This is a genomic window from Mycobacterium sp. 2YAF39 (genome assembly GCF_052114565.1).
Classification (GTDB): Bacteria; Actinomycetota; Actinomycetes; order Mycobacteriales; family Mycobacteriaceae; genus Mycobacterium.
In genome coordinates, this window is the sequence record NZ_JBFREZ010000007.1 from 1 (window position 1) to 12,833 (window position 12,833).

Here is a 12,833-nt window from a genome sequence, read left to right on the forward strand (position 1 = left end):
CTCATCCACGATCGCGATGCTGTGGCCAAGGTGGACACCGAGATCGCCGCCCACCTCACCGGGTGGGGCTCGCTGTCGGTAGCCAAGACAGAGCAGGCCATCGACTACTGGGTCGACCGCTACGACCCCGCCGCGCTGCGGCGCACCGAAGACCGCGCCCGTGGACGCCATGTCGATATCCACACCCCCGACGACGGGTCGGGCAGCGCCGACATCACCGGGCAGTTGTTGGCCACCGACGCCGAGGCCCTCGACCAACGCCTCGACGCCATGGCAGGCGTCCTCTGCGAGGGTGATCCGCGCACCCACGAACAACGCCGCGCCGACGCGTTGGGTGTGTTGGCCCACGGCGGCGACCGGCTCACCTGCTTATGCGATGACCCGCAGTGTGCCGCCGCCGGCGTGCAGCCCAGCACGGTCATCGTGCACGTCGTCACCAACCAGGAGTCGCTGTCCGATGACACCCCGGCCGAGCTCGACGGACGAGCAGAACCCGGACCGACGCGCGCTGAACTGCTCAACATGACACTGCGAGAAGCGTTGTCAGAACCCCCGCCGCCCGGACCCGCGGCCACCGCACCCGCGGCGCTGTTGGGTGGCGGTGTGCTGCCCGCCCCGCTGCTGGCCGCCAAGATCGCGGGCACCGCCAAGATCGTCCCGATCGTGCACCCCGGTGGCACCGCACCGCAGCGGCGCTACATCCCGTCGGCGGTGTTGGCGTGGTTCGTGCGGTGCCGCGATATGACGTGCCGGTTCCCGGGCTGCGATCAACCCGCCCAGCACTGCGACATCGACCACACCATCGCCCACCCCGCCGGCCCGACCCAGGCATCCAACCTCAAATGTCTATGCCGAAAACACCACCTGCTCAAGACATTCTGGGGCTGGCACGACGAACAGCTCCCCGACGGCACCGTCCACTGGCGCTCACCACGCGGCCAGCGCTACACCACCCACCCCGGCAGCCGAATACAGTTCCCCGACCTGTGCAGACCCACCGCACCCGTAGCCCTCGGCGACAGACCCGACACCGCGAGACCCGGCCGCGCACTGGCCATGCCGCGACGCAAACAAACCCGAACCCACAACCGCACCAAAGCCATCAACGACGAACGCACATACAACCAACCGTTCGTCGACGCCGAAGCCGCAGAACGAAACCGACCTCCACCCTTCTGAGGACTACGGTGAATCCGTGAATGCTGCGTCGCCAACTGTCGTTCTGGTGCACGGCGCATTCGTCGACGGATCCACCTGGCGCGCGGTTTACGCCCTTCTCGCAGAAGACGGATACCGCGTCGCTGTGGTGCAGCTTCCGACGGTGTCCTTGATGGATGACGTGGCAAGGACACGGCGGATCATCGACTCCCAGGACGGACCAGTCGTGCTGGTAGGGCATTCCTACGGTGGCGCGGTCATCACCGAGGCCGGGACCCACCCCACGGTGGCAGCGCTCGTGTACGTCGCCGCATTCGCGCCGGACGAGGGCGAGTCGGTGAAGGCGCTGGGCGGTGACCCCAGCGCGCCCGGATCGCCGATCGTCCCGGCGCCCGGCGGCGGGTATGTCCAGAATCGCGCGACATTCCGCAACGCATTCGGCGCAGACCTGTCCGCCGCCGACGCCGCATTCCTGGCAGACTCGCAGATTCCGTGGGGGGTGGACGCCGCGGTGGGGACGGTCACCGAGCCCGGCTGGCGTAACAAGCCGAGCTGGTATCTGGTTGCCACCGAAGACCACATGATCCCGCCCACCGCCCAACACGCCATGGCACTGCGCGCAGGCGCCACCACGGTCGAGGTCGATGCCAGTCACGCCGTGTACATGTCACAGCCGCGCGCTGTCGCCGCACTCATCAGACAGGCCTGCGGACAAGCGATCCGGTGACTTGATACCTCATCACTCCCGCCTGGCTGCGCGGCAGTCGTTCTCGCCGTCCCGGAAACCGGCGTCATAGTCGGTGGTCTGCCTCGTCGAATCCGAGGCGACGGATCTGCGCCGCGGATCACTCGGGCACTGGCGGGGCGGCGTGTCCCCTCCACACGTCGTCACATCTGGTTCAGACGACCAGTCCGCCTCGGCGGTTCCCGGCAGTGTGGTCAAATGGCCGACATGGCAGACAAGGGTGCTGGTAAGCCCACTCCGCGGACCGGCCGGGAACGGATCCAGAAACTGGCACAGGCCGCGCTGAACGCCGACGTCACCGTGGAGCAGGTCGACACCATCCTCGAGGGACTGAGTGAGACCCTCGTCGACCTCAACAATTCGACCGGCAATCTCGACGCGACGCTGGAGCGGTTCAACGACACGATCAGCCGGATCAACGAACTCGCACCGCGCCTCATCGCGGTGGTGGACCGTCTCGAGGGCATCGTCGACCGCGTCGAGCGCATCGTGGGCATTGGCGAATCCGTCATCGGACCACTGGCCGCGACCGAACAGGCGGTCCGCGGCGCGGTCAACAGGGTGCGCAAGACCACCGGCCTCTAGTGCCCGCAAGCCTTCCGGTTCCAGAGCCCCCGATCGCCGACGGAGTCGGTCTTCCGTGGGACATTTCGGTCGACGATGCCGTCGCCGCAATCGCCGAAGCGCGCGCCCGCCATGGCGACACCTTCGCCGTCCGCAGCGGCAACGACAACTACCTGTTCACCTTCTCGCCGACCGGAGTCGAATCCTTCTACGGGCTGCCCGAGAAAGACGCCAGTAAGGGCGTCGCCGACTACCTGATGCTGCGACGCAAGCTTCCCGACGAGATCTTCGACGGCAGGCGCATCCTGCCGACGTCGTTGTTCCGCCGCGACAACGTCGCCTCGTATCTCGCCAACCTCGATCTGGCCCTGGATCAGACCGTGGCCGAGCTGGGATCCGAAGGAGTCGTGGAACTGTTCGCCCTCACGCGACGTCTGGGACACCGCATGGGCTTGGCGTCATGGGCGGGACCGGGCTCCGCAGAAGGTGATTCGTTCGAGCGGCTCGTCCTGGCATTCGAGACCCTCGACGGTTCGGATGCTTTCGTGCATCCCAACGCGATGGCGGCCGTCGACGCATCGGGCAAACAGGCCGAGCGAGCGGCGCTCGAGGACGTCGTCGCCATCATCGAAAACGCCGTGCGCGCCGTGGCTCCCGACACCGACGAAGGCGACCTCTTCGGACGGATAGTGCACGCATGGTCATCCGAACCCGATGACGTGCGGCTGCGCGGAATCGCGTTCGACGTCGCACTCATCCACATCGCCTCGATGTCGAACCTGATGGCCGCCCTGGGCTGGGCCCTCGTCGATCTCCTCGAACATCCCGCGCAGCGCGAACGCGTGGCGACAGGCGACACCGAGTTCGCGCAGCGGTGCGCACTGGAAAGCACGCGACTCGCACAGCGATCCATCATGTCGCGGGCGGTATTGGCGCCCGTCGATCTCGACGCTGGCGAGGTCATCTACCGGGTGCCCGCCGGCTGGACCATCGCCACACTGCTCCCGCTGCTCAACACGTCGGCGGCGCCGGGCCTGCAGACCTGGGACCCCGACCGGTGGCAGCGCTACCGCCTCGCCGACACGGCGTCCCTTCCGTCGCCCATGTTGGTCACGGCGTTCGGGCACGGGAAGCACTCGTGCCCCGCTCAACCGTTCTCGCTCGCGGCCATGACTGCGGCGATGACCCACCTCTGCAGCCGGTATGCGATGACGCCCAACTGGTCCGCATATCCGCGGCCGGTGCCCGCACAGATCGGGGGCGTCGCACGCTCGGCCGACGAGTGCCCCGTCGACTACGTCAGCCGCTGATCACACGAAGTCTGAACCGCCGTCGACGTTCACCGTCGCCCCGGTGACATAGCCGTTGCGCTTCGACGCCAGATAGACGGTGATCGACGCGATCTCCTCGGGCAGGCCGGCCCGTCCAAGGTCGCACGGTTGGTGGAAGTTGTTGTCGATCCAGGTCATCACGTCAGTGGGATTGGTGGCGTCGAGGCCGTCGGCCGCCAGAATGTCGGAGAGCACCTCGGTGAAGCTCGCCGTGACGATGGTGCCCGGGCATACGCAGTTGACCAGAATGCCATCCTTGGCAAGGCTTTTCGACAGGTTCTTGGTGATGCTGCTCAGCGCAGCCTTCGATGCGGTGTACGCGACGATCCGTGGGTTCTGCCGCTGAATCGAGTGGGCCGACAACGTCACGATCCTGCCCCATTCCGCGGCCCGCAGCATCGGTAGCGCGGCGCGGATCGATCGCACCCCCGACATCGTGCCGAGGGCGAACGTCTCCTCCCACTGCGCGTCGTCCATCTCCTCGAAATAGCCGTCACCCGGACCGATCGTATGGACAAGGCTGTTGAGCTGACCCCATCGCTGCGCGACGGTCTCGAAGCCCGCGGCGATCGACTCGGCGTCCGACATGTCGACGCTGATCCCGACGGCATCGGCGGCACCCGCATCGCGCAGGGTGGCCACCGCGTCGTCGAGGGCATCTGCGCCCCTGGCCATCACCGCAACCTTGGCACCCTCCTCTGCGAACGTCGTGGCGATCGCCAGGCCCATCCCCTTGCTACCGCCCGTCACAACTGCGGTCGAGCCCGCCAAACCCAGGTCCATCGAGTCACCTTTCCTAGGACTGCGCTACGCCGAGTCCGCGTATGCAGAAACGGACGATCTGTTCGCGAACGGCGTTGCGATCACATTCACCGGTCGCCCATTGGCGTTCGACACTCGCCCAGATCGCGCCATGGATCGACAGCGCGTCGGCCGCCGGGTCGATGCCAGGGAAAAGCCCGGCGGCCCTTCCCTTCTCGAGCTGTTCGACGAGGGGTTTCAATATCTCCCCGTAGGCATCGCCGACCAGTTCGGGAGCCGCGAACATCTGGGTCTGCGCCTCCAGAGACATCTGCCGCAGATCGGATCTGATCTGAGCGTTGAACGCCAGGTCCAAGCGGCCGTCGATCCAGGCGACCACGGCGTCGGCGGGGTTCGACGTAGCGGCCATTTGCCGTTTCAGCCTGCGCGTCTCGATACGGGCCATCTGCAGGAAAACCGCGGCCACCAAGGCGTCCTTGGAATCGAAGTGCCGGTAGAAGGCGCGTGTGCTCATACCGGCGCGCTCGAGCACGCGCGCGATGTTGACCGACGGGATCCCCTCGTCGCGCATGATCTCGGCGGCGGCCTTCACCAGCGCGTCGCGTACTCCGGGATCGGGGTCCAGCTTCTTGCGGTTCCGCCGAGCGACCGTTTCCATCAGGCGGTGGCGTCGTAGGTCGCGAGGTAGTCGACGAAGGATTCCTGCACCTGCTCCCGCGTCAGGCCGTAATCGGCGAGATCGTACGCATGCTCGCCGCGCGCTCCCGGCTGATGCCCATCGGCCCATTGGAGCACCCGACGGCGTGCCTCGTCGGTGAATGTCAGGCCGAGCCGGTCATAGCCACCCTCAAGGGTGCCGATCGGGTCGGCGTTCAGGTCGGCGAAGGACACATCGACGAAGCGGTTGTCGCCGAAGCGCATTCGGAAATCCATCGCCCGCCGGACACCTTCGGCCCAGCACTGGAGCTGCTCGGCGCCGAGTTCGTGCGCGTCGTCGCGATCACTACTCCAGCTCCGCACGTACTGGATCAGGCTGCACACCGATGCCAGCACTTTCGCCGGATCGCGGTGACTCCAAAGGAATTTGGCGTTCGGATAGACCGCCACGAGCGCATCGAGTGAGAACATGTGAACCGGTGTCTTCAAGTGCCACAGGTTCGGTGGGCAGTGCCACTGAAGGAGTTTGAGCACCTGCCGGTGGAACGTGTACGTCTCGGCCATATCGCACTGCATCAGCCATGCCAGGTACCCAGGCACGCGCACGACCCCGTCGAAGTGGAAGGTGCGGAAGCTCATCCCCATCAGGTCCTGGCATTCGGTCGCCGCCTGCGGCTCTGAGTTCATCATGGTCCGCATACGCGGAAACATGTTGTCCATCATGGCGAGTCCCTCGGCGGCCGCGGCGATCCGGGGATCGTCGTACTGGGTGGCGGCCTCCGGCGGCGGCGTACACGCCTGAGACTCCCACATCCGCAACGACCGGAACTGAGGATCGTTGGCGACCAGCTGGCTCAGGGCCGTCGTCCCGGTGCGCGGAAGCCCGATCACGAACACCGGACCCTCGACGACCTCGTCGTCTATCTCGGGATGCTGCTTGTAGGTGTCGACGATCCGCAGTCGTTGGATGAGGGCGTTACTGATGGTCGCGTGCTGGATGACCGCGCCCAGCTCGTTGAGATCGGCTTCGTTGTTCAGCGCGTCGACGGTGCGCTCCAGTCCCTCGCGATAATAGGGCGAGCCGAAATCGTCGAGCCCGGTCGCGGCTCGTGCGCCGTCTTCGAGTTCGTGCACGGTGAACGTCATACTGCGAACCTTTCGTGAACCGCGCGCCTACGCGCCGCGATGACTGCGGCGCGTTCTTCGGGGCTGACCGTCGCTGTGCCCGAAGGTAACTCAGATAAGACGTCGGCAACGTTGACCACCCGCGCACTCGGCGTTGGCGCGGTCTCCGTCCGCACACAGCGCAGGATCATCGCGCCATTGCTATGTCCCGCCGTATCAAGCCAATTCGCCACACCGGGATCGCGCGTGCTGACGACCACGCGAAGCACACCGTCCGAGTCGATCTTCGCCTGATGGGCGTTGAGGCTCGACTGATGCCGGCCGTAGTGAATGGTCTCCCACCACTGGTTGCCGAGCGAGTAACTCCAATAGACGCCCTTCGGCGGTTCGACCTCCAGGATCAGCGCCTCATCGGGTTCGAGTTCGTAGCGGCCGATGACAGGGCGATTCTCCGCCGCGGCGCCGATATCGGAGCGGTCGATGGGTGGCATGAACGCGTTGGCCGGTGGGCCCGCGTTGAAGTCGAGGAAGAACTTGAGGTTGTCGTGAACGAAATCCCCGAGCGCGTAGATCTGACGGGATACAGCAACATCGAGCGCCGCCGAGCGATCCTCCGGTTCGATCTCGTCGCCGATCCGCTCGATCTGCAACGAGGATGGCTTCTCGGTGTCCCAGTCGTAGAAGAAATGCCGCACCACCAGCGTGGGATGGTCGCCGTCCACACGCATCCAGTTGCCCTCGTGCTCGTCCGCCGACAGCACGACCTCGAAGTTTCCGTCCGCGTCCGTCTCGAGGTCCTCCACGAGGCAGTTGGTGGTGGAGACGATTCCATTCATGGTCTGCAGACCGACATATCGCGCGGTGCCCCGGTTGCCGAAGAGCCGGTACGTCTCGCCACCCCGCAGCGTCGACCGCAGGTAGATGCAGTCCGGGCACTCCATGCCCCAGGTCAGAATGTCGTCGGTGCTCGCGCGCGTCACCGCCAGCACCGGATCCGGGTCGACCCGCAGCGCCTCATCGACACCGACGGCCAGCAGCACCATCAAATGCCGCATCCCGGATGCGTAGTCGACGTTGTTGCGGTTGACGTCGCTGGATGCGACGAGTTCGCCCGCGGTCTTCAGCCGATCCAGAAGGTGCGCCCAGGCCCCGCTCAGATCGCCCGCGCCGCCGCCCTGCCCGGTCAGCGCCGCCTCGGCGATCGAGAACGGCAGCCAGGCCATCGGGTTCGCATCGGTCACGTGTGTCTCCAGTCCTGCCGACCTTAAATGAAAATATGGTTTTCATTTAAGACAGACATGACTGTGACACCTCACCACCGAAGTGTCAACGTTGCGTGCCCTAACCGCTGTTGCGCAGTGCGGTCGCGAGACCGCTCATCGTGAGCAGGATGCCGCGCTGGACGAGTTCGTCGTCGTCCCCGGACCGGTATCGGCGCAGCAGCTCCACCTGCAGATGGTTCAGCGGCTCGAGGTACGGAAACCGGTTGAAGACCGATCGCGCCAGCGACGGGTTGTCGGCGAGAAGATCGTCCTGGCCGGTGATCAGCTTGTGCATCCGGATCGTGCGGGTGTGTTCGGCGACGATCTTGTCGAACACCCGGGCCCGCAATTGCTCGTCGGGCACCAGCTCGGAATAGCGCGCCGCCAGGCCCATGTCGGCCTTCGCGAGCACCTGGGCCATGTTGGACAGGACGGTGCGGAAGAACGGCCACCGGCGGTACAGGTCCCGCAGCACCTCCAGACGCCCGTCGCCCTCGTTAATCCATCCTTCGAATGCGGCTCCGGTGCCGTACCAGCCGGGCAGCATCACCCGCGACTGGCTCCAGGCCAGGACCCACGGGATCGCGCGCAGGTCGGAGATGGATGTGGTGGGCTTGCGCGACGTCGGCCTGCTGCCGATGTTGAGCGCGCCGATCTCGGTGACGGGTGTCGACGCCTTGAAGTACTCGACGAAACCCTCTGTCTCGTGGACTAATTCGGAGTACGCGCGCTGCGCGCGGGCGGCCAGCTCGTCGAGCACGTCATAGGCGGGACCCGCGGCGTCGCCGAGGCCCTCGATGTCGAGCAGCGTGGCTTCCAGTGTCGCGGCCAGCAACGTCTCGAGGTTGCGATGCGCGATCTGCGGTTCGGCGTACTTGGCAGCGATCACCTCACCCTGTTCGGTGATGCGCAGCGACCCGTTCACCGCGCCGGGCGGCTGAGCCCGGATCGCGTCGTAGCTGGGTCCGCCGCCTCGCCCGACGGTGCCTCCGCGACCGTGGAAGAGACGCAAGCGGATTCCCGTTTTGCGCGCGGACTCGACGAGGTCGAGCTCGGCGCGATACAGCGCCCAGTTGGCGGCGAGGTATCCCCCGTCCTTGTTCGAGTCGGAGTAGCCGAGCATCACTTCCTGGCTGTTCTTACGGGCCGACACGATGGCGCGGTACACCGGAAGGTCCAGTGCCTGTTCGAGAATCGACGAGCCACGCTGTAGGTCGTCGATGGTCTCGAAGAGCGGGACGATCCCGACGGGCGCATGGACATCCGGTCCCGAAACATCCAGCAGGCCGGCCTCTTTGAGTAGCACGGCGGCCTCGAGCATGTCCGAAACCGACTGGCACATCGAGATGATGTAGTTCGGCACGGCCTGCGACCCGAACACCGTGACCGCGCGTGCGGCCGAGGCGACGATGTCCAGTTCCTTGCGCGCCAGCTCGGAGAGGTCGGCACACGCACCGATGAGGGGGCGGCGCGTGGCCAGTTCCGCCGCGAGCAGCTCGACACGCTCGGGTTCGGGCAGCGAACGATAGTCGTCATGCACACCGGCCCACGCCAGCAGTTCGGCGACGACCTCCTCGTGCACGTCGGAGTTCTGCCGCATGTCCAATCCGGACAGGTGAAAACCGAAGACGTGCACGGCTTCCCGCAGCCTGGCCACCCGATCGTCGGCAAGCACCGCGCTGCCGTTGGTGCGAAGCGACTCGTCGACGACGTCGAGGTCGGCCAGCAGTTCGGCCGGGGTCTCGTAACGTTCGAGCCCGAGGTCGAGTTCGTGTTCGGGCTGTCGGTCCAGGATCTCGAAGGCCGTCGTCGTCAGGCGCGCGTGGATGACGCGCAACGCCCGGCGGTACGGTTCGTCCGCGCGGACCGGTTCATGACACTGGTCGGCCAGCGCATCGAGCGCGTCGCTGACCGTCACCAGCCGCGCCGACATCGACAGCTCTTCTTCGAGCGCGGTGATCTCGGTGAAGTAGTGTTCGATCGCCGTGTAGGCGGCGTCACCCGTCGCCTTCCGCACCACCTCGGCGGTCACGTTGGGGTTGCCGTCGCGATCCCCGCCGATCCACGAGCCGGGTCGCAGAATGGGCTCACTCAGTAATTCGCTGTCGGGCCATCGGGACCGCAGCGCATTGCGCACCTCGGCGTTGACCTGCGGGACGACCTCGAAGAACGCAGCAGGGTAATAGCGCAGCCCGGTTTCGATCTCATCCTGAATCTTCAACCGCGACAACCGGATCAGTGCCGTCTGCCACAGCATGAGAATGTTGCGGCGGAGCTCACTCTCGACCTCACGGCCGTCGTCGGTGAGGTCATGGCCTTTCATTCGCAGACGCATCAGCTCGGTGATGCGGTGCTGGGTGTCGAAGATCGTGCGCCTTCGCGTTTCGGTGGGATGCGCTGTGATCACCGGCGATACCAGCGCCCCGGCCAGCGCGTCGGCCACCATCGTCGAATCGAGCCGTGCCGAATCGAGTTTGGCGTACGTCGCCGCCAGGCTGCTGTCCTGCGGCGGTTCCCCTGCGGCGACGTGGATCACACGCCGGCGCTCGCGGTGAATATCCTCGGCGACGTTGGCCAACAAGGCGAAATGGGTGAATGCGCGGATGACGGGGATGGCCTGGTGAATGTCGATGCCGTCGAACATCGACGCCAGCTCGGAGCGGTCGATCTCGGAACGCCGCACCCGGAACGACTCCACCCTGGCGCGCTCGACAAGGTCGAAGACGTCCTCGCCGTTCTGCTCGCGGACCGTCTCGCCGAGGATGGTGCCCAGCAGCCGGATGTCGTCGCGCATAGGTTCGGTGGCCTCCCGGCCCACCTTTGTGCGCTGTACCGCGCCGATGGGTTCCAGGTCGCCGAGCTCTGCCATGTCCCCAGTATCGGTGTGAGCCTCCTCGGCTGCAGACCGAGCGGGCAGCGGAGAGTACTAGCTGTACTTGATCTGCAGCGCGACGCCGACGATCGAGACCACCCAGATGGCGGTGACGAAATACGTCAGGCGGTCCAGGTTCTTCTCAACGACGGTCGAACCGGACAGGCTGGACTGGACGCCACCGCCGAACAGGGTGGACAAACCGCCGCCCTTGGCGCGGTGCAGCAACACGAGCAGCACCACGAGCAAGCTGGTGATGATCAGCGTGATCTGCAGGGCAAGAACCATGGCCGACAGCCTACAGGGGGAAAACGGCCGCTACGGCAAGGGCCCACCAGCGGCGATAGCCGAAAGGGTCGCGAACTGCTCACCATCCAGCGATGCCCCGCCGACCAGTGCACCGTCGACGTCCTCCTGTGCGACGATCTCGCCGACGTTCTTGGCGTTCACCGAGCCGCCGTAGAGGATGCGGACGCCGGCGGCGAGCTGCGGTGACGCCAGCTTGCCCAGCTCGTCGCGGATGGCCTTGCAGACCTCCTGCGCATCCGCGGCGCTCGCCACCCGGCCGGTGCCGATCGCCCACACCGGCTCGTAGGCGATGACGGAAGCGCCGATCTGCTCGGCGGTCAGCCCGGCCAACGAGCCCCGCAGCGACTCCACGTTGTATTCGACGTGGTTGCCGGCCTCCCGGACCTCCAGCTGTTCACCGATGCAGATGATGGGGGTGATGTCGTGTTTGAAGGCGGCAGCCGCCTTCGCGGCGACCAGCGCGTCGTCCTCGTGGTGGTACGTGCGGCGCTCCGAGTGCCCGACGACGGCGTAGGTGCAGCCCAGCTTGGCCAGGAAGGCGCCGCTGATCTCGCCGGTGTAGGCACCCGATTCATGCTGGGACACGTCCTGCGCCCCGTACGTCAGGCGCAGCTTGTCGCCGTCGACGAGGGTCTGCACGCTGCGCAGGTCGGTGAACGGCGGCAGCACCGCGACGTCGACCTTGTCGAAGTACTTGTCCGGCAGCGAGAACGCGATCTTCTGGACCAGCGCGATCGCTTCGAAGTGGTTGAGATTCATCTTCCAGTTGCCGGCGATCAGCGGCGTACGGCTCACTTGGGTACCTCTCTAGGGTTGCTCGAGTACTTCAATTCCGGGCAGTGTCTTGCCCTCAAGGTATTCCAGCGATGCCCCGCCTCCGGTGGAAATGTGGGAGAAGCCGTCCTCGGGCAGGCCCAGCTGTCGCACCGCGGCCGCGGAGTCGCCACCGCCGACGACGCTGAACGCGCCCTTCTCGGTCGCGCCGACGATGGCCTCGGCCACCCCCTTGGTGCCCTCGGCGAACGCGGGGAACTCGAAGACCCCCATGGGGCCGTTCCAGAAGACGGTCTTGGCGTTGGCGAGCAGGTTCGTGAACCGCTTGACCGAGCCCGGCCCGATGTCGAGACCCATTTTCCCGTCGGGGATCTGGTCGGCAGTCACGCGCTCCGGCGCCGAGTCTGCCGCGAACTTCTCGGCCACCACGATGTCGACGGGCAGGTGGATCACGTCGCCGTAATCCTCGAGCAGCTTGCGGCAGGTGTCGATCATGCTCTCTTCCAGCAGCGAGTTGCCCACCGAAACACCTTGCGACGCAAGGAAGGTGAAGCACATGCCACCGCCGATGACGATGCTGTCGGCCTTGGTCGCGAGGTTCTCGATGACGGCGAGCTTGTCGGACACCTTCGAACCGCCGAGCACGACCGCGTACGGCCGTTCGGTCGAGCTGGTCAGCTGCTCGAGGACCTTGATCTCGGCCGCCACCAGCGTGCCCGCGTAGTGCGGCAGCAGGGTGGCGACGTCGTAGACCGACGCCTGCTTGCGGTGCACGACCCCGAAGCCGTCGGACACGAAAGCGCCGGCCGAACCGTCTGGGCCATCGACGAGTTCGACGAGCTTCCTGGCCAGGGCCAGGCGCTCGCCGTCGTCCTTGCTGGTTTCGCGGGGGTCGAACCGGATGTTCTCCAGCAGCAGGATGTCGCCGTCGGTCAGCCCTTCCGCACGCGCCAGCGCGTCGCTGCCGACGACATCGCCCGCAAGCTGGACGTGCCTGCCGAGCTGGTCCCCCAGCGCCTTGGCGACCGGCGCGAGCGAGAACTCCGGGGCCGGACCGTCTTTGGGCCTGCCGAGGTGCGCGGTGACGATCACTTTCGCACCGGCATCCGACAACGCCTTCAGCGTCGGCACGGACGCGATGATGCGTCCTGGATCGGTGATGTTGCGATCGTCGTCAAGTGGGACGTTCAGGTCGGAGCGCACCAGTACGCCCCGGCCCGAAACCCCTTCTGTCAGGAGATCTTCGAGCGTCTTGATAGACGATGAAGCCATCG

General features: G+C 66.1%; 12 protein-coding genes. 4 read left to right on the top strand and 8 right to left on the bottom strand.

Annotated features, from left to right (window positions below):
* From AB4Z42_RS19770 to AB4Z42_RS19785, 4 genes are all read left to right on the top strand, one after another.
* Window positions 1-1,179, top strand: a 1,179-nt coding sequence (locus tag AB4Z42_RS19770; protein ID WP_442010917.1) for a DUF222 domain-containing protein, incomplete at its 5' end; no start/stop codon positions are given.
* Window positions 1,180-1,195: 16 nt separating this feature from the next.
* Complete coding sequence (locus AB4Z42_RS19775) at window positions 1,196-1,885, top strand: alpha/beta fold hydrolase (protein WP_442010918.1); 690 nt, start codon at window positions 1,196-1,198, stop codon at window positions 1,883-1,885.
* Between the two features lie 225 nt (window positions 1,886-2,110).
* On the top strand, window positions 2,111-2,488 hold the full coding sequence (locus tag AB4Z42_RS19780; RefSeq protein ID WP_442011244.1) for an ATPase: 378 nt from the start codon (window positions 2,111-2,113) through the stop codon (window positions 2,486-2,488).
* Window positions 2,488-3,777: a cytochrome P450 gene (locus AB4Z42_RS19785; RefSeq protein WP_442010919.1), complete on the top strand. Its 1,290-nt coding sequence runs from the start codon at window positions 2,488-2,490 to the stop codon at window positions 3,775-3,777. Before AB4Z42_RS19780 ends, AB4Z42_RS19785 begins: the two co-directional genes overlap by 1 nt.
* Here the strand turns inward: AB4Z42_RS19785 and AB4Z42_RS19790 are convergent, their stop codons facing one another.
* The 8 genes from AB4Z42_RS19790 to AB4Z42_RS19825 all read right to left on the bottom strand — a co-directional run bounded on the left by AB4Z42_RS19790 (window position 3,778) and on the right by AB4Z42_RS19825 (window position 12,831).
* Window positions 3,778-4,581, bottom strand: a complete 804-nt coding sequence (locus AB4Z42_RS19790) for an SDR family NAD(P)-dependent oxidoreductase (protein WP_442010920.1) — start codon at window positions 4,579-4,581, stop codon at window positions 3,778-3,780. It abuts the gene before it with no gap.
* Window positions 4,582-4,594: 13 nt separating this feature from the next.
* Entirely contained in the window at window positions 4,595-5,218 is a 624-nt protein-coding gene (locus AB4Z42_RS19795) for a TetR/AcrR family transcriptional regulator (protein WP_442010921.1), read from the bottom strand.
* On the bottom strand, window positions 5,218-6,363 hold the full coding sequence (locus AB4Z42_RS19800) for a sulfotransferase family protein (RefSeq protein ID WP_442010922.1): 1,146 nt from the start codon (window positions 6,361-6,363) through the stop codon (window positions 5,218-5,220). Before AB4Z42_RS19800 ends, AB4Z42_RS19795 begins: the two co-directional genes overlap by 1 nt.
* Window positions 6,360-7,565, bottom strand: a complete 1,206-nt coding sequence (locus tag AB4Z42_RS19805; RefSeq protein WP_442011245.1) for a DUF1214 domain-containing protein — start codon at window positions 7,563-7,565, stop codon at window positions 6,360-6,362. The genes AB4Z42_RS19800 and AB4Z42_RS19805 overlap by 4 nt, the downstream gene beginning before the upstream one ends.
* Before the next feature lie 118 nt (window positions 7,566-7,683).
* Entirely contained in the window at window positions 7,684-10,473 is a 2,790-nt protein-coding gene (gene ppc / locus AB4Z42_RS19810; protein ID WP_442010923.1) for a phosphoenolpyruvate carboxylase, read from the bottom strand.
* Window positions 10,474-10,530: 57 nt separating this feature from the next.
* Window positions 10,531-10,764, bottom strand: a complete 234-nt coding sequence (secG, locus tag AB4Z42_RS19815) for a preprotein translocase subunit SecG (protein WP_442010924.1) — start codon at window positions 10,762-10,764, stop codon at window positions 10,531-10,533.
* A gap of 30 nt (window positions 10,765-10,794) precedes the next feature.
* A complete protein-coding gene (tpiA, locus tag AB4Z42_RS19820; RefSeq protein ID WP_442010925.1) occupies window positions 10,795-11,580 on the bottom strand; it encodes a triose-phosphate isomerase in 786 nt (261 codons plus the stop codon).
* 12 nt (window positions 11,581-11,592) lie between these two features.
* Complete coding sequence (locus tag AB4Z42_RS19825; RefSeq protein WP_442010926.1) at window positions 11,593-12,831, bottom strand: phosphoglycerate kinase; 1,239 nt, start codon at window positions 12,829-12,831, stop codon at window positions 11,593-11,595.
* Between the last annotated feature and the right edge of the window lie 2 nt (window positions 12,832-12,833).

Excerpts from the sequence above, each read along its gene's own strand:
- ppc (WP_442010923.1), bottom strand. The coding sequence starts at position 10,473 with ATGGCAGAGCTCGGCGACCTGGAACCCATCGGCGCGGTACAGCGCACA.
- AB4Z42_RS19805 (WP_442011245.1), bottom strand. The coding sequence starts at position 7,565 with ATGGCCTGGCTGCCGTTCTCGATCGCCGAGGCGGCGCTGACCGGGCAG.
- secG (WP_442010924.1), bottom strand. The coding sequence starts at position 10,764 with ATGGTTCTTGCCCTGCAGATCACGCTGATCATCACCAGCTTGCTCGTG.
- AB4Z42_RS19795 (WP_442010921.1), bottom strand. The coding sequence starts at position 5,218 with ATGGAAACGGTCGCTCGGCGGAACCGCAAGAAGCTGGACCCCGATCCC.
- AB4Z42_RS19790 (WP_442010920.1), bottom strand. The coding sequence starts at position 4,581 with ATGGACCTGGGTTTGGCGGGCTCGACCGCAGTTGTGACGGGCGGTAGC.
- AB4Z42_RS19800 (WP_442010922.1), bottom strand. The coding sequence starts at position 6,363 with ATGACGTTCACCGTGCACGAACTCGAAGACGGCGCACGAGCCGCGACC.
- AB4Z42_RS19825 (WP_442010926.1), bottom strand. The coding sequence starts at position 12,831 with ATGGCTTCATCGTCTATCAAGACGCTCGAAGATCTCCTGACAGAAGGG.
- AB4Z42_RS19780 (WP_442011244.1), top strand. The coding sequence starts at position 2,111 with ATGGCAGACAAGGGTGCTGGTAAGCCCACTCCGCGGACCGGCCGGGAA.